The 20,954-nt window shown below is 32.9% G+C and carries 19 protein-coding genes; 2 read left to right on the top strand and 17 right to left on the bottom strand.

All coding sequences use genetic code 11. The annotated features are described in order from the left end of the window. Nucleotides 1–128: 128 nt before the first annotated feature. From Q0P94_RS08460 to Q0P94_RS08450, 3 genes are all read right to left on the bottom strand, one after another. Nucleotides 129–797 carry a class I SAM-dependent methyltransferase gene (locus tag Q0P94_RS08460; RefSeq protein ID WP_295115626.1) on the bottom strand — a complete coding sequence of 223 codons (669 nt, stop codon included), beginning with the start codon at nucleotides 795–797 and terminating at the stop codon, nucleotides 129–131. 8 nt (nucleotides 798–805) lie between these two features. Beyond that, nucleotides 806–2,785, bottom strand: a complete 1,980-nt coding sequence (tgtA, locus tag Q0P94_RS08455; RefSeq protein WP_295115624.1) for a tRNA guanosine(15) transglycosylase TgtA — start codon at nucleotides 2,783–2,785, stop codon at nucleotides 806–808. Nucleotides 2,786–3,062: 277 nt separating this feature from the next. Continuing rightward, nucleotides 3,063–4,031, bottom strand: coding sequence for a hypothetical protein (locus Q0P94_RS08450; protein WP_295115622.1), 969 nt, complete (start codon nucleotides 4,029–4,031; stop codon nucleotides 3,063–3,065). Between the two features lie 1,073 nt (nucleotides 4,032–5,104). On the opposite strand from Q0P94_RS08450, the gene Q0P94_RS08445 reads away from it, so the two are divergent. Next, entirely contained in the window at nucleotides 5,105–6,328 is a 1,224-nt protein-coding gene (locus tag Q0P94_RS08445; protein WP_295115620.1) for an MnmC family methyltransferase, read from the top strand. On the opposite strand, the gene Q0P94_RS08440 is transcribed toward Q0P94_RS08445, so the two are convergent. The 8 genes from Q0P94_RS08440 to Q0P94_RS08405 form a co-directional block, all read right to left on the bottom strand. Then, on the bottom strand, nucleotides 6,313–8,202 hold the full coding sequence (locus Q0P94_RS08440) for a hypothetical protein (protein ID WP_295115618.1): 1,890 nt from the start codon (nucleotides 8,200–8,202) through the stop codon (nucleotides 6,313–6,315). The two genes, Q0P94_RS08445 and Q0P94_RS08440, sit on opposite strands and share 16 nt — an antisense overlap. Before the next feature lie 387 nt (nucleotides 8,203–8,589). After that, nucleotides 8,590–10,374, bottom strand: a complete 1,785-nt coding sequence (gene glmS / locus Q0P94_RS08435) for a glutamine--fructose-6-phosphate transaminase (isomerizing) (RefSeq protein ID WP_295115616.1) — start codon at nucleotides 10,372–10,374, stop codon at nucleotides 8,590–8,592. Further along, nucleotides 10,375–11,094: a uroporphyrinogen-III C-methyltransferase gene (gene cobA, locus Q0P94_RS08430; RefSeq protein ID WP_295115614.1), complete on the bottom strand. Its 720-nt coding sequence runs from the start codon at nucleotides 11,092–11,094 to the stop codon at nucleotides 10,375–10,377. Nucleotides 11,095–11,103: 9 nt separating this feature from the next. Continuing rightward, nucleotides 11,104–11,748: a phosphoribosylformylglycinamidine synthase subunit PurQ gene (purQ, locus tag Q0P94_RS08425; RefSeq protein ID WP_295115612.1), complete on the bottom strand. Its 645-nt coding sequence runs from the start codon at nucleotides 11,746–11,748 to the stop codon at nucleotides 11,104–11,106. Between the two features lie 10 nt (nucleotides 11,749–11,758). Continuing rightward, nucleotides 11,759–12,025: a phosphoribosylformylglycinamidine synthase subunit PurS gene (gene purS / locus Q0P94_RS08420; RefSeq protein WP_295115610.1), complete on the bottom strand. Its 267-nt coding sequence runs from the start codon at nucleotides 12,023–12,025 to the stop codon at nucleotides 11,759–11,761. A 9-nt stretch (nucleotides 12,026–12,034) separates the two neighbouring features. After that, nucleotides 12,035–12,766, bottom strand: coding sequence for a phosphoribosylaminoimidazolesuccinocarboxamide synthase (gene purC, locus Q0P94_RS08415; RefSeq protein WP_295115608.1), 732 nt, complete (start codon nucleotides 12,764–12,766; stop codon nucleotides 12,035–12,037). A 115-nt stretch (nucleotides 12,767–12,881) separates the two neighbouring features. Then, on the bottom strand, nucleotides 12,882–13,166 hold the full coding sequence (locus tag Q0P94_RS08410) for a hypothetical protein (RefSeq protein WP_295115606.1): 285 nt from the start codon (nucleotides 13,164–13,166) through the stop codon (nucleotides 12,882–12,884). Next, nucleotides 13,163–13,483, bottom strand: coding sequence for a flagellar protein, FliL (locus Q0P94_RS08405; protein ID WP_295115605.1), 321 nt, complete (start codon nucleotides 13,481–13,483; stop codon nucleotides 13,163–13,165). Before Q0P94_RS08405 ends, Q0P94_RS08410 begins: the two co-directional genes overlap by 4 nt. A gap of 136 nt (nucleotides 13,484–13,619) precedes the next feature. Here Q0P94_RS08405 and Q0P94_RS08400 point away from each other — a divergent pair, with 136 nt between their 5' ends. After that, the gene (locus Q0P94_RS08400; protein WP_295115603.1) at nucleotides 13,620–13,784 is read left to right on the top strand and encodes a hypothetical protein; all 165 of its coding nucleotides are present in this window, start codon (nucleotides 13,620–13,622) and stop codon (nucleotides 13,782–13,784) included. Between the two features lie 106 nt (nucleotides 13,785–13,890). On the opposite strand, the gene Q0P94_RS08395 is transcribed toward Q0P94_RS08400, so the two are convergent. From Q0P94_RS08395 to Q0P94_RS08370, 6 genes are all read right to left on the bottom strand, one after another. Further along, a complete protein-coding gene (locus Q0P94_RS08395) occupies nucleotides 13,891–15,378 on the bottom strand; it encodes a sodium-dependent transporter (protein ID WP_295115601.1) in 1,488 nt (495 codons plus the stop codon). 369 nt (nucleotides 15,379–15,747) lie between these two features. Continuing rightward, entirely contained in the window at nucleotides 15,748–16,803 is a 1,056-nt protein-coding gene (locus Q0P94_RS08390; protein WP_295115599.1) for a UPF0104 family protein, read from the bottom strand. A 40-nt stretch (nucleotides 16,804–16,843) separates the two neighbouring features. After that, nucleotides 16,844–17,671 carry a phosphorylcholine transferase LicD gene (locus Q0P94_RS08385; protein ID WP_295115597.1) on the bottom strand — a complete coding sequence of 276 codons (828 nt, stop codon included), beginning with the start codon at nucleotides 17,669–17,671 and terminating at the stop codon, nucleotides 16,844–16,846. Nucleotides 17,672–17,683: 12 nt separating this feature from the next. Next, nucleotides 17,684–19,012 carry an adenylyltransferase/cytidyltransferase family protein gene (locus Q0P94_RS08380; protein WP_295115595.1) on the bottom strand — a complete coding sequence of 443 codons (1,329 nt, stop codon included), beginning with the start codon at nucleotides 19,010–19,012 and terminating at the stop codon, nucleotides 17,684–17,686. Continuing rightward, complete coding sequence (locus Q0P94_RS08375) at nucleotides 19,013–20,089, bottom strand: alanine--glyoxylate aminotransferase family protein (protein WP_295115594.1); 1,077 nt, start codon at nucleotides 20,087–20,089, stop codon at nucleotides 19,013–19,015. A 16-nt stretch (nucleotides 20,090–20,105) separates the two neighbouring features. Next, on the bottom strand, nucleotides 20,106–20,816 hold the full coding sequence (locus Q0P94_RS08370) for a class I SAM-dependent methyltransferase (RefSeq protein WP_295115592.1): 711 nt from the start codon (nucleotides 20,814–20,816) through the stop codon (nucleotides 20,106–20,108). Between the last annotated feature and the right edge of the window lie 138 nt (nucleotides 20,817–20,954).

Genomic DNA, 20,954 nt, shown 5'->3' with positions numbered 1-20,954 from the left:
GGCAGGCTAGAGTCTTAACCAGGCTGGACTAACACCGCATGAAAACTAACAACAATAATAGTTAGGATATGATAGTATATAAAACTTTCGATTATCTCTGAAATTTGAAAAAAATATTAAAAAAATGATTAAATTTTTCTCGCAGTTATGCAAATCCAATCATTTTCATCATCAAGGTATGCTTTGAAATCCTTAAAACCAGTTTTTTCAAGAGACTCCCTTAAAACATCCTCAGAATATATTTTCATATCCAAAAGTTCCACCAAGTCAGCATATTTATCCATTTCACCTTCACGATAAACGGCTTCATTGCAGAAGAATACCAAACCATCTTTTTTAAGAACCCTATTTACTTCCTTCAAGTCATTGATAAAATCGGGCCAGAAATAGATTGTCTCAAAACCTGTGACGATATCAAATGTCTCATCATAAAACGGCATGTCAGAAACAGACCCCTGCAGGACATTTACAATTCCCTTATCAATGTATTTGCGGTTCAGTTCTGTTGATTTTTCAACACTGACTTCAGAGTAATCAATTCCAACAACCCTGCCATTTTCAGAAATCAATTCGGCAAAGCGTTGAATATTTCTTCCACCGCCACATCCTATATCAAGGATTTTGCTATCTCCCATTACTTCAAAATGAGTTACACCCCATTGAGCCATAGATTCATGGGACCTGTTCATCCTATCCAATATTTGATGACCTAACTTTCCAACGGGTTTTCTAGCGTTTTTAATTAATTCCTTATCCTCAATATGATGACCTGTATTTACCTTATTTTCATCTGCCATTGTACCACCTACTTTTTCATTCCCTTACGTGTCTTAATAGCTTGACCTGTTTCAAATTCCTTTATCTCACATGATCCAAGCAATGCCTTACCATAAGCCAGGAGATTATCTTCCTCATTTACTATTAAAACTTCATCCTTTGATCTTATATTATCATCACAGTCAACGACAAATTTGCAGAATACACTTTTTCCATCAAGTGCAAACGGTTCTGAGTCCTTGTTTACAACCACCCTGTTTTCCGGATAAGGCATTGCATTATGCAATCTTTTTGCACCTTCTTTTGACAGGACCAGATATGAATCAGATGCCCTCATATTTACAATCAGCACCTTTCCATCATAGATGTGTCTTATTTTACCCGTCTTTTTGCTTTTCTCGATTTTGATGTTTCCGGTAAATAAAGCATCACCAGCTCCGACACCAAATTGATAGTCCGCAATTGCCTTAATCTTTTTGACATCATCCTTTTTATATCTGATTTCATCTGAATCAATGCATTTGTTATAAAGACCGATTTCCAAATCTTTTATTATTCTTGAATGAATAAGAACCTGTTCATAATACTCCACAAATTCAGATATGAAATCCTCCACAAATTCAATGCTGTCAACATCACGAGTTCTTGGAGCGTCATTTTGACTCAATGGATATACTTCATCAATTTCTAATGGAATAAGTCCGAATGGTACATCCAATACCATAAAGTCAGTATTATCCAAATCAATTTCCTGTTCTGCACCATAAATGTAAAATTCGCCAAGTTTGCCGGATATGAATTTTGAGTAAGGCTTTCGAGTTGGAGGCAAAATCACCAAATCTCGTTTTTTAGGCATTTCACGCAATTTCTGCATATGTCTCAATACTTCAGGACGGCATAATGATTCGGGACCTGTATAGAAAAACGCTGATTTTTTGCTTCTAGGATCATATTTTTCCAAATCCTGAGAATAATTTCCAAGCTGCCTTACAGCCTCCAGAAGTGCGGGATGAGCACGGCATCTCTCTTCAACAAGCTCCATCAAACTGCCTTCATAAATAGCTTGTCTGATTAATCTCAATTCCGCAAAGGAAACATGTAAGTTGTGTTGAGCAATCAAGTCCCTTCTCTGTTCCTTAGGCATTGCCCTCAAATCATCCGGAGTGTATTTTGTGCACACCTCACATGAACATGGCATTTCCTGAAGGTTTTCAAGTTTATAAGTTCCTCTGGTGGATAAAAGCCTGTCATCCTCCGCATAAAGAATGTAAGCTGCTGAATCAAACAAATCACAGCCCATTGCCACACATAATGCAAAAATCATAGGGTGCCCGGCACCCATCAGGTGGCGTGCAGTGCTGTCTGGCAGTTCCTTCATGGAATTCATCACAACATCCACCAAATCCCTGTAATGATAGGATTCCATTAAAGGCACTACTGCACCAATCGGGTATAAATCCGCATCAAGCTTGGACAATTCACTAGCGCATTCACGTCTTAAATCCAAAAATGTTGAACCCTGAACAACGGAATTCAAAAGCATTTCCATATTTTGTGATTTTTTATAATCCACCGCTTCGCGAGCTCTTTCAAGAGTGATTTTCAAATCACTTTCAGCTTTTTCACGGTCAACGAATGGTGCTGTTGGAATGTCCAAACTTGTTCCTATATCAGTTTTGATCAGTTCCTGAAATTCTATGACTTCCTTGTTGGTGATTTCAACATCACCGTATACGGAAAGCTGAAAAGAACCGGAATCAGTCATTATCGGACCGTCGAAGTGAATGAGTTCATGCAAACCTTTTTCAACAGCCTCTTTTTTTAAATCTTCATCCTTATAAATTAAATATGCATTGGTGATTACAATATCCGCACCATATTTAGCCACATCAATAGCCTGTTTGCGCGGATGAATAACCGGCATCAATGCAGGAGTTTTAACATCACCATGCTTGGTTTTCAAAACTCCAACCCTTCCCATGTTGTCTTTTGCTTTAATTTCAAACATTATACCTTACTCTATCAGTTTTTGGAATTTAAATTTAAAAAAAATACAAATTTAAGTTTAAATATAAAAAATTCTCTTCAAAAAAATAATTTGAAGTATTAGTATTATCTAATTAAACTTTAAATTAGAGATTATATAAATTTTGCTCATTTTTCATTTGAAAAATAGTATCCGATTGTTAAAAAATGATTTTTGGAATATATTGATAAAAAATAATAAATTATAAAAAAAAAGGAAAAAAGGAGGTTAAGATAAAACTTAACCAAATTTATTGTATTTATAACTTAGCCATCCCCATCTTAATATTTTTTGAAAAGATTTTAGTCATGTTTTTTGATAAATTAGGAGATTTGTTATTTGTGTTAATAGCTTTGCTGTTGGATTTAAAGCTTTTATTTGCTTTAACATTATTGACAGGTTTAGCGTTAAATTTAAAGTTTTTATTAAGTTTGACATTTTTAACAGCTTTGCTGTTGGATTTAAAGCTTTTATTTGCTTTAACATTATTGACAGGTTTAGCGTTAAATTTAGAGTTTTTATTGACTTTAACATTTTTTACAGCTTTGCTATTAGTTTTAACATTTTTATTGACTTTAACGTTGTTGATAGGTTTTTTGTCCATTTTACCAACATTATTGTTTTTAATATCACCAGGTCTCATATCAGACATATTATTTTTGCCAGGACCCTGAGGAACTGAGACATTATTTTTATCAAATTGTTTTGGATCATCAAATTTTGAAGACTTATTCAAATCATCTCTTTTAAAGTCAGGAGACATTTTCTCGAAATCTCCGAATTTAGACATAACATCACCCATCACTTCCCCATTATCATGAGCAGCTCTGAAATCATTATCTCTTAAATCAAATGATGAATTGAAATCATTTTCAAATTTTGGGATATCCATAGAGTTATTATCCATAGGTTTTGCACCATCAGGATTGTGATTCATTAAGTTAGAGTCATTGAAAGCCATTGGCTTTTCATTAAATTTATCCCCATCATGTTCGTACAAATTCTCATTACCATAGTTTTTATCTCCAAAATCTCTTGGAGCTTCATCGAATGATTTTTGTTCATTATGGGATTTGAAATCATCAGCATGACCTTGCACATCATTATTTCTTTCGCCTGCAATATCATGCATCATATTAATATAATCTAAAGAAGGGTTTGATCCCGTCCCATTAATTTCAGCAGCACTTGCCGCTGAAACCTCTGAAATTATAGCGAAAGATAACATAATGAACAAAAACATCACAATAATATTTTTTTTATCATTCATTTTTTTCATCTCGCTTCATTAACAACCTCAAATAACTACCAAAATTTTTCGTAAAAATCTTGAATATTCAAGATTGTTAGTTATTATTAAGAAATAAGTCATATATAAATGTTTTTATCAAAAAATAAGTAAAAATATTGAATATTTTTGAAAAATAAGCAATTTTAAGCAAAAAAATAAATCCCTTAAAAACGTCCAAATCACTTAAAAGAAATTGAACATTATTAAAATTTAACCTAATAAATCCAAAAAAGATTATATCAAATTCGACAATACAACCTTAAATTAAAGTAAATATAATCTAATTAACTCATTTTAATTAAAATAAGCTCAAATCAAAGTCAAATATAATAAATATCACATAATTTAACATTATTTAATCTAAAAAGAATGGAAATAAGAAATGAATTTAGAAATTCCAAAACTCAAAAACAAGAACATAGCAATCGCATTTCGAAAAACTACCTAAAATAAATCAAATTCGATGAAAACTATAAAAAAAAGAAAATTCGAATAAATCTTTTAAAACAATTAAATAACAGTAATTTAAGCTATTTTAATCAAAAACAAGATATAGAAAACCGATAAGTAAAAAATTAAAGTGTAAAATCGAATTTGATTTTTAAAGAAAAAATCAGCAAATAAACTTCAATTTATCCTCCGTTTAATAAAATAAATCCTTAAAATCCATATAATTATTATAAGCACAATGAAAATCGAATAAAAAAAATTGAAAAAAATTCAAAAATATCAATCAAATAAGAGAAAATCTCAAATTACACTAAAAAACAATTACAGAATATTAGACAATGAAAATATAAAAAAACAACATCCCCTAATGTTATTTCAATATTAAGAATAAAAAATCCACCAATAAACTATCAGGACACATTAACTATTGAAATTAAAGAAAATAAATCCTACAATTAATTTAATTAAAAAATTTTAAAAAAAAACTACTTTTTGTAAAAATCACACATACAACAGAATAATCAATAAATATTAAAAAAAATAAAATCTTTATAGATAAAATGAATTATGAAGAAAATGCCCGGATAATTAATGATGACATATTTGATTTAGTGAATTCATGTTTTGATTTGGAAAAAAGTAGTCGAAATAATGAAGGAAGAGTTAATTTTTTTGATACTTATAAAAATTATTTTGTTTTAACAGATGATGGATCTTATTCTATTAAATCAAAAGAAATAAACCATAAAGTTGAAACATTACATACATCTACAGGGGCAATAAGTGAGTCTTTTGAGAAATTTATCAAACCTATGAAATTCAATTATGATGAAAACATAGCTATTCTTGACATCTGCGCAGGACTCGGCTACAACTCATCAGCCGCAATTGCAGATTTCATAACCAACAGCTCAAATTCAAATTTAACAATAGATATGGTTGAAATATCACATGCAACACTTGCATGTGGACTTTTAGTTCCTTCACCAGTTAAAGAACATGACATTACCAAAAAAGCTATTGAAAGAGAACTTATAGCACAAAACTATGCAGGTTTAAATTTGGAAAAAACAGAAATTCCTGAAAATATTGACATCAATGTATACATTGAAGATGCAAGGCAGACAGTTCAAAGACTAAAAGACAATACCTACGATGCAATATTTCTGGATCCCTTTTCACAGAACATGGCTCCAGAATTATTTTCACTTGAATTTTTCAAGGAATTCAGACGTGTTATAAAAGATGATGGAATTGTTGCCACATATACCTCATCCGCTCCAGTAAGGGATGCATTCATTGAAGCCGGATTCTATATCGGCCTGGGACCGATTTTCGGAAGAAAACAGGGCGGAACATTGGCCAGTCCGAATCCGTTAATGCTTGAAACATCACTTCCAAAAAATGATGAAATAAGAATTGCTCTATCTGATGTGGGAATACCATTCAGAGATCCCGGTCTAAACAATAGCAGTGATTACATTCTGGAGCAAAGAACAGAAGAAAGACATAACGCACGCCATAACACAAAAATATCCTCCGCAGTGAAAACACCTATTTTTCTGGCATGCGAAATGGATGATGAAAAACTGAAAAGAAGGGTTGAGCGCAATCTGGCAAAAATGAATATTCCATCAACAACATCCGATGAAGCACATTACATCGTAGAATGCGAAAAAAATTATCATGAAAAACAGGACAGCGAAAATAACTCAAGAAATAGAATTTTAAATATGAAAAAAAGATTAAAAATAGTAAAAATGGGAGATTATGTTAAAACATAATTTCCACTTTTTAAAGCATAAGCTTCTGATTTAGAGGATTTAGTTGGTCCATCAAGTACTTTCAAATACATCGGATTGCTCCAAACATGCTCATGACCGAATACTGAAAAGTCACAGTCACAATCATCACAAAAGATATTTCCTTCAGCACTACCGGTTTCATATCTGCCAGTTGCAGGGAAAATTCCTCCGTCACCATACTCATTACCGGCCCAGAAAATACTCCAGTAAAGATTATGGCCACCACAGTACGGACAGGTTCTATCAAACAATGTTCTGTAGAAAGTATATCCGTATTTGGATTCTTCACCCACGGCAGATGGTCTTCCAACTACTAAAAGCATTGTACCATCCTCTGAAACACCATATTTATTAAATTTAACACCTACAATAGGTCCATAAACATTAATAGTGCATGTTTTGGTGTATCCGGTTCTTAAATCTTTACAGACAATTTTATATGTACCCTCATCTAATTTGAAGGTAATGCTTGCAACACCAACAGCATTTGTTTTAACTGTGTAAGTTTTTCCATTAAGGGTCATTTGCATTTGAGTATTCCTGGCAAGACTACCATCCTGATTTAAAAGGGTGGCGGTATATGTTGTTTCGGAATCCTCATAGGTATTTTTAGTATAAGCCCATATTGAAGCTAATTTAACATACACTTTAGTGTTGATGTAATATCCTGTATACGGATCTTTTGAGGTAAAGGTATATGTTCCTTTAGCCAGCTTAAAGTTTACACTTGCGATACCGTTGGCATCAGTGTAGGCTGTTTTTCTATCACCATTGATATAAATATACACAATGGAATTTTTGACCAGTTTCTCATTCCTGTAAAGCTTTACATTAAATGTAGCGACTTTATCAGTAAAAGTTGATACTGAACTAGCATATAAAGTTGGCAAGATTGTAACAGTTCTGGTTAATTTTTCACCAGTTGCAGGATTAATAGAAACCATATTAAATGAACCCGGTTTTGAAATAACTGCAATAGAAGCTACACCATTTGAATTGGTTTTTACATTGAAATAATCACCATTGCGATAAAACTTAACATATTTGTTTGCCAAAACCTTTCCGTTCTTGCCATAAAAAGTTGCTGAGAATTTTTTAGAACTTAAATAGTATTTTTTAAGATTTGATGCAACAACTGAATTTTTTATGACAATATTGTTTGAAACTGTATATCCATTAGGATGTATTGCATACATAACATAATTACCAACATTTAAAGCATAAATGCCTATTGAAGCATAACCATATTGATTAGTTAACCTAATGTAAGTTTTACCATTAACCTTAAGCCTAACCTTAGTATTTTTCAATGGCTGACCTGTGCCATCTAAAAACTTGGCCTTATAAATTGCCCCGCTTTTATAAGTTGCAGTAAGGTCATTATTACCTACAATTACAGGCAATACCTTAATATGATTGGTAATCTTGTAAGAATCATAACTTGTAGAAACTACATAATTTCCAGAAGTTAAAGAAATTGGAATAGACACTTTACCCATTTCATCGGTAACCCTTTTGAATACGACACCATTAATATCAATAGCCAATGATGCATTTTCAACAGGCTGGGAATCCTTAAGTAAAGTTACTTCATAACTGGACCCATTCCTATAATACATTTTTGAATCAGTACTCTTTAACTCATATCCTCCATCAGTAGTTTCAAGATCATTATCAGTAACTTCAAGAGCATTATCAGAAGAAATATCTTGAACTACACCCGAAGGAGGTTCTTCGTCTACTTCTCCAATAACCATGTCATCAACTGTACTATTGTCTGCAGCAACTACCGCAGAAATGGACAACATGAAAATTAGAGTTACTAAAAATAATTTTATTTTTTTATTAAACATAACGTTAACTCCATCTAACATTCGTTCGTACTTAATCTTATTACACTTTTCTTATAAAAAGCTTTTGATTATGAAAAAAAGCATAAAAAAGCTTATTTTATTAAAAATAAACCAAAATACCATTACAAATAATATAAATAGCTAAAAATAAGTAAAATTATTATCAAAAGATAAATTTAAAGTAAAAATTCCATATGTAATTTTAATAATAGTAAAAAAAAGTAATAAAAAATTATAATGCTTTAAATTTAATATTTGCCTTTAAATTAAATTTAAAATAATAATAACCAAAAATATCCCTCAAAAATCAAGAAAATAATATGTTAAAATCAGTGAAATTTAAATCCAAGCTAAATAATAAAAAAAGAAAAAGGTTTTGAAAAAACCTCATTCTACGGTCACACATTTAGCCAAATTCTTAGGCTTGTCAGGGTCATGACCCTTTTCAATAGTTATGTAATATGCTATTAACTGCAAAGGTACAATGTAAACCAATGGAGCAATAATTTCTTTTACATCAGCATTGATTGCAATTACATCATCAGATTTTGCTTTCAGTGATTCGTCATCTGAAGATCCTATAGCCAAAACATTAGCACCGCGAGATTTAACTTCTTCCAAATTACTCATGGTCTTTCTGTAATTATCTCCAGGAGGAATAATTACCACAACAGGAATTCCTTCATCAATCAAAGCTAAAGGACCATGTTTAAGTTCTCCTGCAGCATATCCTTCACCATGAATATATGTAATTTCCTTAAGTTTTAAAGCACCTTCCAAAGCGGTAGGGTAAGAATATCCTCTTCCCAAATAGAAGAAATCTCTAGCATAGTTATATCTCTTTGAAATGTCTTTAATAAAGTCAATATCTTCAAGGGTTTCATCAATGAAATCAGGAACTTTTTCAATTTCTTTAAGAAGTTCAACATTTTTAGACAGTAATGCTGCAAACAGATAAATGGAAGTCAATTGCGCAACATAGGTCTTTGTTGCAGCTACACCAATTTCCGGGCCTGCCTGAGTCTGAATAACATATTGTGCCCTTCTTGTAATTGAAGACCCGGCAACATTAACAATTCCCAAGGTCTTTGAGGTCTGGTTAGCAACATCCAATGCCTTTAGAGAATCTGCAGTTTCACCTGATTGGGAGATGAATATAACCAAAGTATTTTCATTTAAAGTATTTGCAGAGTATTTGAATTCAGAAGCAAGAATTACATCAGTCGGAATGCCTGCAAGTGATTCTATCAAATATTTACCTGTTAATGAAGCATGATATGATGTTCCGCATGCAACAAAGCATATCCTCTGAATATCACCGACATCATCTATGATTTCCTGAATATTGTCCTTCTGGGTTAATGTATTCCTGACAGCAGTTGCCTGTTCATTAATCTCCTTTATCATGAAATGGTCATAACCTTCCTTTTCCGCCATTTCAGGAGTCCAGTTAATGGTATCGATTTCCTTATTGACCACATTATCAAATTCATCATGAACAACAACACCATCCCTATCAATAATGACAATTTCCCCTCTTTCAGGATATATAATATCACGGGCGTATTTCAATATTGCGGGAGAATCAGATGCCAGGTAATATCCTTCTTCACCAATTCCTACAATCAATGGAGAGTCCTTACGTGTTGCAACTATTTTATCAGGTTCGTTTTTGCTGATAGCTGCAATTGCATATGCTCCTTCAATGATATCGATTGTTTTTCTGACGGCATGTTCCAAATCGAACTTTTCGTTCATGAACTTTTGAATTAAATGAGGAATAACCTCAGTATCTGTATCTGATTTGAAAACATGACCTTCAAGAGTTAATTTTTCCTTAATTTCCAAATAATTTTCGATAATACCGTTATGAACTACGGCAATGCTGGTATCTTCATCAACATGAGGGTGTGAATTTAATTTGGAAGGATCACCATGTGTTGCCCAACGTACATGAGCAATACCGAAACTTCCAGGCATATCAGATAAGTTTAATTTGTGGTCCACTTCTTCAATTTTACCTTTATCCTTTTTAATATAGATATTGCCTTCATCGAATGTAGCCAAACCAATTGAATCATACCCCCTATATTCCAATTTGGAGATACAATCAAAGAGAATCGGCGCTACATCATTATCTTCTTTTAATATACAACCTACAATTCCGCACATCTAATCACCTTGATAATCATAAATATCCTTATAAAGATTTACAACATCCCCAATTATTAAAATAGCGGGAGTGTTGATTTTTTTATCTGAAATGTTTCCCAATGTTCCAAACACCACATTTTCATCAGGAAGTGTTCCGCTTTCAACAACACATACAGGAGTGTCAGCTGAGCGATATTTCATAATTTCAGATGTATTTTCTCGAATATTACCTATTCCCATTAAAATAATTAAAGTATCGGCAGTATAATCCCAGTGCACTTGACTTTCAGGTTTTGTCGGGTCTTCATGACCTGTTACAATTGTTACAGAGGTAGCTACTGCCCTGTGAGTTACCGGCAGCCCTAGTGAAGTTGGTGCTCCAATAGCTGAAGTCACACCAGGAATTACTTCAAATTTGATATCATGTTCCATTAAAGCCAAGATTTCTTCACCGCCACGACCAAATACAAAAGGGTCTCCACCTTTCAGCCTTACGACATTTTCATGATTTTGAGCCTGCTCAATAATCAATTCATTAATTTGGTCCTGTGTCTTATAATGTTCCCCTGCCTTTTTGCCCACATATATCTTTTCTGCATCATCAGGAGCATGTGCCAATATTTCATCATTGGCCAGATAATCATATAAAACAACATCAGCCTTATTCAATGCCTTGACCGCTTTAAGAGTTATTAAATCAGCATCTCCAGGTCCAGCACCAATTAAATAAACTACCATTCTATCACTTTATAAAAATCCTTTAAAAAAGTTTAAACCATCATCGGAACCGAACAGTTCTTCACAGGCCCTTTCAGGATGCGGCATCATTGCGCAGACCAATCCGGATTCATCGCAAACACTTGTAATAGCTTCTATTGAACCGTTAGGGTTTTTGCCTTCAAACTGCAAAACAATCTGGTCCTGGTCTTTTAACAAATCAATGTCTTCTGTGTAGAATCTTCCTTCAGCATGTGCAATAGGAAGGGCAATTGTCTGATTGTTTTTGAATGCTTTTGTAAAGGGAGTCCTGTTGGTTGCAACTTTCAGGTCTACCCATTCACAGTTGAATTTAGGATATTCATTTGTTATGAAAATTCCAGGAACAAGTCCTATTTCACCTAAAATCTGTGCTCCATTACAAATTCCCAAAACCGGTTTCTCTTCTTTTACCAATTCCTTGATTCCATCAATTACAGGAGTGATTGAAGCCATTGCACCAGCTCTCAAGTAATCGCCATAAGAAAATCCGCCGGGAATGACAATGCCGTCATAATCTGTTAGGTTTTCCTCACTCCACCAGATATATTCCGGAGTAAGACCGGCCAATTCAATAGCCTGTGCAACATCTCTGTCACAGTTGGTTCCAGGAAATCTGATTACTCCAATTTTCATTTGAATCCCTCTATTTGCCGCATGCCATATTCTGTGGAATGACATTAATTTTATAGTCATGAATTACAGGGTTGCAGAGTAGTCTTTCACACATGTCGACAACATTTTCTCTGATTGCTTCTCTGTCTTCTCCTTCCATTTGGAATTTGAGAATTTCAACTGTTTTCATATTGTTTACTTCATATCCTAGCAATTCCAATGATCTTTCAATTGTTGTTGCTTCAGGGTTTAACATACCGCTTTTAAGGGAAATTTTTACTTCAATATCAAATAACATGCTCCTCACCTAAAAATCAAATTTTTCCTCATCCGGAATAATTCTGTTGTATACTTCTACATAAGCATCCATAACTTCGGAATCCTTACCTTTTCTGAACAATTCCTTGTCCAGCATTTCCAATGTTTCGCTATCCCATAATCTGCATCCATCAGGAGAAATTTCATCACCTAAAAGAATGTTTCCATCCTTATCCTTACCGAATTCTACTTTATAATCAACCAGGATAATTCCCGCATCAGCAAAGAATTTTGTTAGGATGTCATTGATTTTCAATGCTTTTTCAACCAATATATCAATTTCCTCTTCGGTTGCAATACCTAATGCCTTGATAATGGAGCGATTTAACATCGGATCGTGATACTCATCATCCTTGAAATCCATTTGAACTATTGGAGGGTCTAATTTAGTACCGTCTGCAATAGGGTATTTGCGAACTAAACTGCCTGTTGCAATATTTCTTACAATAACTTCAATTGGAATCATATCAAGCTTTTTGGCAAGCATGACATTAGGTTCCGGCAAATCTATAAACTGGGTTTCAACACCATTTTCCTCTAAAACCTTGAATATTTTAGAAGAAATGATAGCATTGTATGAACCTTTTTTGTTCATTACCTCTTTTCTTGCACCATCGCCGGCAGTCATATCATCCCTGAACTCGATAATAACTGCATCATCATCATCGGTAGTGAATACGCTTTTTACTTTTCCAGAATTAATTAACTCTTTTTTGTCCATGATATCAACAAAATATTAAATTAGTATATTATAGTTTTTGATTAAAATATTATATAAAAGTAGTTAAAAAATAAGAAAAAATGCATTTGAAAAAAAATAATAAAAAAATAGCAATCTACAAATTATTTATATATTCCACATCATTTTCGCTTTGAGCGAACTTCATTCCGTTCAAAGTGCCGTTTGGAAGTTCAGAAAGGATAACTACCGGAAATTCATCATCAGGCCTTATGAACATCTGATGTGTGACATTCTGACGTGTTGTAACTGCTATTTTATAAGTGTTGTTGTCCCTGATTAGGTCTCCATCCAAAAAGACTTCATTGAAAGGGTGCTTTAAAAGATAATCCGGAAGGTCATCTTCAATGTTGAAATGATTAAGCAAATCATTAAGAATCAATCAAAATCCCCTTTGTTTAATTTAGCTTGATCTGAGTCATAAGAAGAACCTATCAGCTCCCCGGTGTTGGAATCGTACTGACGGAATCCGCCGTCTTCATATTGCACTTCCTTGTATGAACCGGATCCTGCCTGACCGTTTTCTTTAATTTCTTCCTTTACAATATCAGAACTAGAAGATTGAACATTACTCACTTTATCTGCCACCTTATCCACTACAGAATCGTCATCTGATTGTATTATTTTATATGCAACAGCACCACCGCCAACAATAAGCAATGCTGCTATAACAATTATTGCAATTATAAAGCCTTTCATATTTTCACCTCTATGAAATATTTCGCTATTATAGTATGAACAAAAGTTATAAAAATACTTTTCTATAATATATATTAATATGGATACAAAAAACACAGTGATACTACTAATTTTTCTTTTGTCAGTATTGGGCCTCATGGCCGGTGTCTCATACACCCATTTTGATGATGCGGCCAGTTATAAAGAAGTAATCACTGAAGATGACAATGGAACTATTTTTATCCATCTTGAAAAAAGTGAAAATGACTCCAGCATAGTTGACAGAGTGGCCAACATTGGCAAATCTAATTTTACTAATTAATTAAAGCTAATTTTTAGAATGTTTAAATAATTTGATGATGCTTATTTTTACAACGTCGATTTTACAAAATAAAATCAAATATTAAAAAAAGATAATAAAGAAAGATTTAAACTCTTTCTTCAGTTTTATCCCAATCAGGATTTTTGGCAGGAAGCACTGTAAATATCAGTGTAGCACCCAAAAGCAGAACTGCTGAGATAACTGTAAATACAAGCTGGTCAAATGTTCCGGCAGATATGACATCATACATTCCGCCAATCCAAACGATTGCTAAAAATATCGGCAGGACGTATTTGACAATGACAATCCACCATCCTCCTACTTTAATAGTTTTGGTTCTTTTGTTTAAAAAGTCAATCAGCTTGTCAGCCTTGAATACCCATGCAAACAGTATGCACTCGACAATAACACCGAAGAGCAGTGCAATCTGGTTGATGAAGGTATCAACAAAGCCCAGAAGGTCTCCGCCGAATGATGTTGCATAAACCATTGACACCAAAGCACCTACAATGATTAAAATGGTCATTGTCCTTTTTCTTGAAAGACCGAACTTGTTCTGAATTGAAAAGGACAGAGGCTCGATTGTTGATAGAATGCTTGTAAGACCTGCAAGATAAACTGTAATGAAAAATAGAGGTCCTAAAACATATGCCCACTGACCCAATACATTGAATACTGTAGGATATACTATAAATACAAGTCCTGTTCCCTGTGTTACAAGATCAGCTACTGCAGTTCCTGACTGCATGGACATGTAACCTAAAATTGAAAATACTCCCAATGCGGCAAAGTTTTCAAATAAGGAGTTTGCAAAAGCAATTGAGATTGTATTTGTAATGAGATCCGCATCGTCTTTTGTGTAGCTTGCATAAGTAAAAGCAATTGACATTCCCAGACTCAGTGAGAAGATAATCTGTCCGAATGCGGCCATCCAGATTTCGAAATTGCCTAAAAGTGACCAGTCCGGATGGAAAAGCTCTGCAAGCCCGACTGAAGCACCAGGTAAAGTCAAGGAAAATCCGACAATAATAACCATTATAATAAATAGTGCAGGTACTAAAACCTTTGAAACACTACCTAGACCTGATTCAAGGTCCCTGTGTGATATAAACCAAACGATTACCCAACCTGCAAGCATTGCAACAGCAATAACCGGAATGAAATTCAAAAGTCCAGTGAATGAAGATGAAGCCTGAAGCAAAGTGGTTGTAAAGTAAGTGTTCGGGTCTGCTCCCCATCCCTTAAAGAAACTTAAAATAATGTATATTCCATCCCAGCCGAGAATAGCTGAGTAGTAAATCATAATCATAAAAACAGCAACTGGTAGCAACCAGCCTAAATACTCAAATTTGGAGTTTATTTTCCTTGCAGCCTTTGCAAAGGAAGATTTAAAATTATATCCGACACCATACTCCAATATTAGGAAAGGAATTCCCATCAGAAGAATTGCCACGATATAAGGGATGTAGAAAGCTCCCCCACCGTTAGAGTAAAGCACATACGGATATCTCCAAATGTTTCCAAGTCCGACAGCAGAACCAATCATTGCAAGGATGAATGACAGGTTGCTGCCCCATTCATTTTTGTCTGCCATAATTTCCATTTTCCTTATAAATTATGTTAAATATCTTTGTCGGTGAAAGGTTAAAAAGGTTTATATTTGGCCAGAAAAAAGAATTGTTTAAAAAAAATAGGCAAAAATGAATAAAAAAAGAAAGATTATCCTTTTAAATGATAATCCAACCAATTAAATTATAATAAAAGAACAGTCTTTAAAATCAGCCAAATCACTTTTGCAATTTCTTCAGGAAAAAGAACATCCTTTAGCTTTTTCAGACATGCCAATCATCTCCATTAATTCCTCCCGTTTACCTCATCAATACAGTCAACAATTATTATTAAATTTTAACAATCATACAACTTTGTAAAACTTTAAAAAAATAAGTGAAATGAGTCCGTTAAGTTAAGACTCATCAGAAATTGATTTGTCAAGCTCTTCAGCGGAATTTCCAATGGAAATCTTTTCAAGAACAGAAGATCCGTAATGAGGCAGGATTACCAGTCCGATAATTGAAGCCATCCAGAATGATATTAACCTTTCAACTAAAGTTACAGGCCCTGCAAGACCAGCCGGACAGCCCGCCTTTGAGTAAAGTCCTATCATCAAACCGTCCACTGCACCAAGGCCTCCCGGAAGCAGCGGAATCATACCGACCAGAGAAGCGAGTATGAATACCTCACCGATAACAATAACATTCAGTGTTGCTCCAAATGCCATAAATACCACATAAACCCTCAGGATTTCAAAAATCCAAATCAGAAATGATAGAGGGATGGTATAGTAGAAGAGTTTCCTGTTTGAAATCAGCATGTTCATGGTGTCCTGGAAACCTGAAATATTCTCATGGATTTTCATTTTAAGGTTATCTGAGCCTTTCTTGTAGAATCTGTGGGTCAGTTTGAAAATGAGATTTTCAACTTTGATACCGAAACTTTCGTTGACACACATGTAAATCAGCATACCCAGAATAATTATGATAGCTATTACTGAAAGGACAAGAATTCCTTCAAGCCACATCGGGAAATTGAAGTACAATACTGTTGCAATAATTGTGATGATTGCTAAAACAATGAAAGGGAAAGTGTCAAGCATTCTGTCTGCAATAACAGTTGCCAAAGTCTCCTTTAGCTCATAGCCATGTTCTTTAGCTAAGATATATGCTCTTACAGGCTCCCCACCACCACGTCCTGACGGAGTGATGTTGTTAACGGCAAGTCCCACCATTACAATCGGAAACAGCTTTCTGAAACCTATGTTGATATCCGCAATATTGTTTACTATTTGCCAGCGGCATGTATATAAAAAATAGGTTCCAATCTGAATTAGGATAGCTACCCCCAATATTGCAAGATTGGCATCTTTAATTGCATCAATTACCTTGTCAATTCCTATAAAATAAAGCATTACTGCAAGAATTGCAATACTTAATACGATGAAAAATGCAGATTTTTTATCCATGTTCAAAATTTAATAATTTATTTTTTATATAATTATTATATTAATATGGGCCGAAATCAATTTCATTTAGAATATGGCAAAACTGTTCTTCTTCCGGAGGTAATTTCATATAATCCCCATAAATCGGAATTAAAGTATTATCATCATTATTAGGTATGTTAAAATTACAATCCTCAAATTTAGCTTTTTTTGGTGGTTTATAATCATTTTTTCTAAAAATAACTCGTTCTTTTAAAGTTAAATCAGTTACATAAGTACCAGTATCAGATTTTTCATATTTCCTAAATAAATTCGGAATTCTTTTTTGAAAATATTTTGCATTTAAACCCAATAGATTTAACAAATTATGAACTGTATTTAAAGCTAAATTAATCATTTTTGAATAATTATCAAATTTCAATACTGAAAGCGCATGCAACCTAGTTACAACAAAACAATACTGAACAAATAACCATCTTTTAAATTTATTATCAGGTAAAACATCCAAAACAAAAAGGTCAATATGGATTCCTAATTTAAATGAAACCTGATTATCCCAATATTCAGCCCAATAAGTTTCATTTAAGGACATTCTCCCAAATTCAAAACAATATTCTGGATTATATCGAGGATCAAATATAGTGTATTTATCAGTAGGATTTTCTTCCATAACCCTTAAAAATTTTTCATAATCTTCTCTGAAAATCATGATATCAATATCATCATCCCAAGGGATGAATCCTTGATGCCTAATTGCTCCAATTTGAGTTCCAAAAATTAGATAATATTCTATATCATTTTCCTCACAAAGTTTAACAAAATCTTTTAGAATCATCAATTCAACATCTTGAAGATGAGACAACACATCCCCCTGAAGAATATTTTCCATTTTTAGCACCAATTAATATTTTTTGAGGAAGTTAACATCTTTATTTTCAAAATCTTCAATTATTTTACAAATTGCTTTAGAAACATCATATTCAATATAAGCATTATTTCTACCCAATTCAATTGATTTAGCAAAAGCGACAAGTTCATACCTTATTCCTTCACCCTCCAATTGATAGAAATATTTCTTATTTTCTTCTTGATTTTCATATCTTAATTCAAAATAGTCTGTTTTCCACCAAGGTGCAGGAACATAAGCATAACCTTCAGTTCCAGAAATTATTAGTTCACCTTCAGATTTAACACTATTTGCAACTTTTACAGAAGCAACAGCATTTTCATATTGAAAATCAATTTTTGTAAATAAATCAAAGTTCTGTTTCTCATCCAAGGTTAAAGAATTAATTGTTTTATTATTATAATTAATACCTAAAATTTGGAATATTGGTAAAAGAGCAGTTGGAGCCCATGAAGTAATACTGTTCCAAGAATTATCATCATAATCCCTTAAACTTGTGCAAGTTGCATCAACAGAATAAATATCTCCAATATTTCCTCCTTTAAGCAATAATAATAATCTATTATATGCAGTAGAATAAGCTGTTTTAATTGAATCCATTAAAATTAAATTTTTCTCATCAGCTAACTGTTTTAGTTCATTGAAATCACATTCATTCAATGCAATTGGAGATTCACATAAAACATGTTTTCCATTTGTTAATGCTTTCTTAATATGAGAATAATGCTTTGAAGGATGAGATATAATAAATACTGCATCCACAATAGACAATAACTTATCAAAATCGTCAGTTAACATCAATTCCTGATTTTTATAAGATTCTTTTTCAATTTGATTATGAACAAGAATTGCATTAACTTCTATTCCATTGACAAATTTAGACTCATCATAAAACTTTTTTAAAACATTACCTTCACCAACCAATCCGAGATTAATACCTCTTTTTTCAGATCGTAAATCAGAACTAGAAACTCCTTTAGTTCTTTCAAGATAAATAACATCACAGTATTCCTTCAAATAGTCAAAATGTCCAACCCAATCTGAACCTACAGTAAAAATATCTACTCCAAATCGCTTGATATCATCTATCTTTTGACCTTCATACTCTTCAACAATGATTTCATCTGCAAGTCCAGTTGCACGTACAGACTCAATTCTTTCCATTAATGACTGTTGAACATTAATTTTACCTCTCTTTTTATCAAAATCATCTGCTGTAACTCCAACAATCAGATAATCTCCTAATTCTTTGGCTCTTTCAAGGAGTCTTTGATGACCATAATGGAATAAATCGTATGTTCCATAAGTTATTACTTTTTTCATTTAAAATAATCCTCTTTTTTGCATATCTCTAAGTGCTTCTATTAATGTATCATTATCTTCAGGAGATAAATCCCCCATGTGACCAACTCTAAATAGCATAGTTTCAGATAAGTCATCACGTGCTGTACTAACCCATATATCATACTCATTTTTTAAGATTTCAACAATATTTGCTTCGATTTTTTGTTTAGAGTGGACAGTTGTGACTGAATTAGATAAACAATTAGATTTTACTTCAAATGGAAATTCTGTAATTTTACTTCTAAAATCTTCAGCTAAATCAGAAATCCTTTTGATTTCAGCTTCAATGCCTCCATCGTTTTTAAGCTGATTCAACCTAACATTAAGCTGTAATATTACTGTAATTGCTGGGGTAAATGGAGTTTGACCTCTAACACCATTTATCAGCATGTCTTCAAAATCAAAATACATGGATTTACAAGTATTTTCTTCAACACGTTTAATTGCATTTTTAGATAAAACAATGATGGCAATTCCTGGAGGACATGCCAAAGCTTTTTGAGATCCAGTTATTACAACATCAACGCCATGTTCTACCATGTTTAAATCATTAGCTAAAAATGAACTAACCGCATCAACAACTAATAATAAATTGTTTTTCTTACAGAATTCACTTATCAAATCCAAATCATAATGAACACCTGAGCTTGTCTCACAGATGTTAACTAGAAATGCAGTGAAATCCTTACCGTCATACTCATATAACCTTTCAGAAGTAAGGCAGGAGCCAAAATCCAATTTAATGTCTTCACAATCGATATTATGTAGTTTACATAAGTCTACAAATCTCTGACCGAAACCTCCACCATTGACAATCAATACTTTATCATCTTCATTAAAAACGTTCATGACCGTTGATTCCATTCCTGCGGTACCGGAACCTGTTAAAAAAATTACTCTTGACTCTTCATCAGCATATAACATTTCTTTCATTAATTTTTCATTTTCAAGATTAACCTGAGAAAATTCTGGAGTTCTGAAATAGGGTGTCTGCTGACTGCCTATTTCTAAAACCAAATCACTACTCATAACCGGCCCTAAAGCAAAATTTAGCATGAAAATAATCCCCTACCTATTGAATGACATAATACATATATTTTGTTTCTGTGTGGTCACTTAAATCCTGGAAAAGATCTTCAGCAAATATTTCATTACCATTTAAATCAGCAAAAATATCTCTGTATTCCTGTTCAGTCCTATAAATTGCATTATAATCAGCTTCCAAACCTTCAGAATAGAAATCCTTAAGAGTTAATCTTGTTTCCATACAGGAAGTCGGTTCCATTGCAAATACGATTTTATTGTCAGTACAGACTGAATTAACTTCATTCATAATGATTTTCAAGTCATCATCATTAATGTACATTAAAAATCCGGAAAAAATAACAATATCGAATGGAGGTTCAATTAATAATTCATCAACTTTGATATCAGTAGCAGACATTTCCTGGAAATAACAGTCGTCATAGTCTTCATATGTTTTTTTAGCTATTGCGATAAGCTCTTCTGAAAAATCCAAACCTAAATAGGATTCGCATTTATCATGTAAAGCTTCAGCCCATCTGCCGATTCCGCAACCGATTTCCAAAACTTTTTTACCTGAAGTATCGATTTTGTCATAGAATAGTTTTTTCTCTTCTTCATGCCTTTGAGCAGAGTTTTCTTTGTCTTGGAACAAAACAATAGATAAATCACTTTCTAAATCACGATTAGCTCTATCATTAAAAAAATTTTTTACTTTATCTGGACTGATGTCCTCATTATCACCATATAATCTAGACATTTTAACACCTTAAAATTATTTAAATAAATAAGTTAATTATTAGAAAAATCAATAATTAATTTATTAGTTTTATACATATATTATTTTTAAACTTTATTCTATATTAAATTTTATCCATGATTAAATATTTCTAAAAAA

The organism is uncultured Methanobrevibacter sp., from assembly GCF_946184425.1.
Classification (GTDB): Archaea; Methanobacteriota; Methanobacteria; order Methanobacteriales; family Methanobacteriaceae; genus Methanocatella.
The sequence above is the reverse complement of the archived record's forward strand: the minus strand, read 5'-3'. Positions and strand labels throughout refer to the sequence as shown.

Bases quoted from the DNA above. Each gene is read 5' to 3' on its own strand.
- Q0P94_RS08460 (WP_295115626.1), bottom strand. From the start codon at position 797: ATGGCAGATGAAAATAAGGTAAATACAGGTCATCATATTGAGGATAAG.
- tgtA (WP_295115624.1), bottom strand. From the start codon at position 2,785: ATGTTTGAAATTAAAGCAAAAGACAACATGGGAAGGGTTGGAGTTTTG.
- Q0P94_RS08450 (WP_295115622.1), bottom strand. From the start codon at position 4,031: ATGTTATCTTTCGCTATAATTTCAGAGGTTTCAGCGGCAAGTGCTGCT.
- Q0P94_RS08445 (WP_295115620.1), top strand. From the start codon at position 5,105: ATGAATTATGAAGAAAATGCCCGGATAATTAATGATGACATATTTGAT.
- Q0P94_RS08440 (WP_295115618.1), bottom strand. From the start codon at position 8,202: ATGTTTAATAAAAAAATAAAATTATTTTTAGTAACTCTAATTTTCATG.
- glmS (WP_295115616.1), bottom strand. From the start codon at position 10,374: ATGTGCGGAATTGTAGGTTGTATATTAAAAGAAGATAATGATGTAGCG.
- cobA (WP_295115614.1), bottom strand. From the start codon at position 11,094: ATGGTAGTTTATTTAATTGGTGCTGGACCTGGAGATGCTGATTTAATA.
- purQ (WP_295115612.1), bottom strand. From the start codon at position 11,748: ATGAAAATTGGAGTAATCAGATTTCCTGGAACCAACTGTGACAGAGAT.
- purS (WP_295115610.1), bottom strand. From the start codon at position 12,025: ATGTTATTTGATATTGAAGTAAAAATTTCCCTTAAAAGCGGTATGTTA.
- purC (WP_295115608.1), bottom strand. From the start codon at position 12,766: ATGGACAAAAAAGAGTTAATTAATTCTGGAAAAGTAAAAAGCGTATTC.
- Q0P94_RS08405 (WP_295115605.1), bottom strand. From the start codon at position 13,483: ATGAAAGGCTTTATAATTGCAATAATTGTTATAGCAGCATTGCTTATT.
- Q0P94_RS08400 (WP_295115603.1), top strand. From the start codon at position 13,620: ATGGCCGGTGTCTCATACACCCATTTTGATGATGCGGCCAGTTATAAA.
- Q0P94_RS08395 (WP_295115601.1), bottom strand. From the start codon at position 15,378: ATGGCAGACAAAAATGAATGGGGCAGCAACCTGTCATTCATCCTTGCA.
- Q0P94_RS08390 (WP_295115599.1), bottom strand. From the start codon at position 16,803: ATGGATAAAAAATCTGCATTTTTCATCGTATTAAGTATTGCAATTCTT.
- Q0P94_RS08385 (WP_295115597.1), bottom strand. From the start codon at position 17,671: ATGGAAAATATTCTTCAGGGGGATGTGTTGTCTCATCTTCAAGATGTT.
- Q0P94_RS08380 (WP_295115595.1), bottom strand. From the start codon at position 19,012: ATGAAAAAAGTAATAACTTATGGAACATACGATTTATTCCATTATGGT.
- Q0P94_RS08375 (WP_295115594.1), bottom strand. From the start codon at position 20,089: ATGCTAAATTTTGCTTTAGGGCCGGTTATGAGTAGTGATTTGGTTTTA.
- Q0P94_RS08370 (WP_295115592.1), bottom strand. From the start codon at position 20,816: ATGTCTAGATTATATGGTGATAATGAGGACATCAGTCCAGATAAAGTA.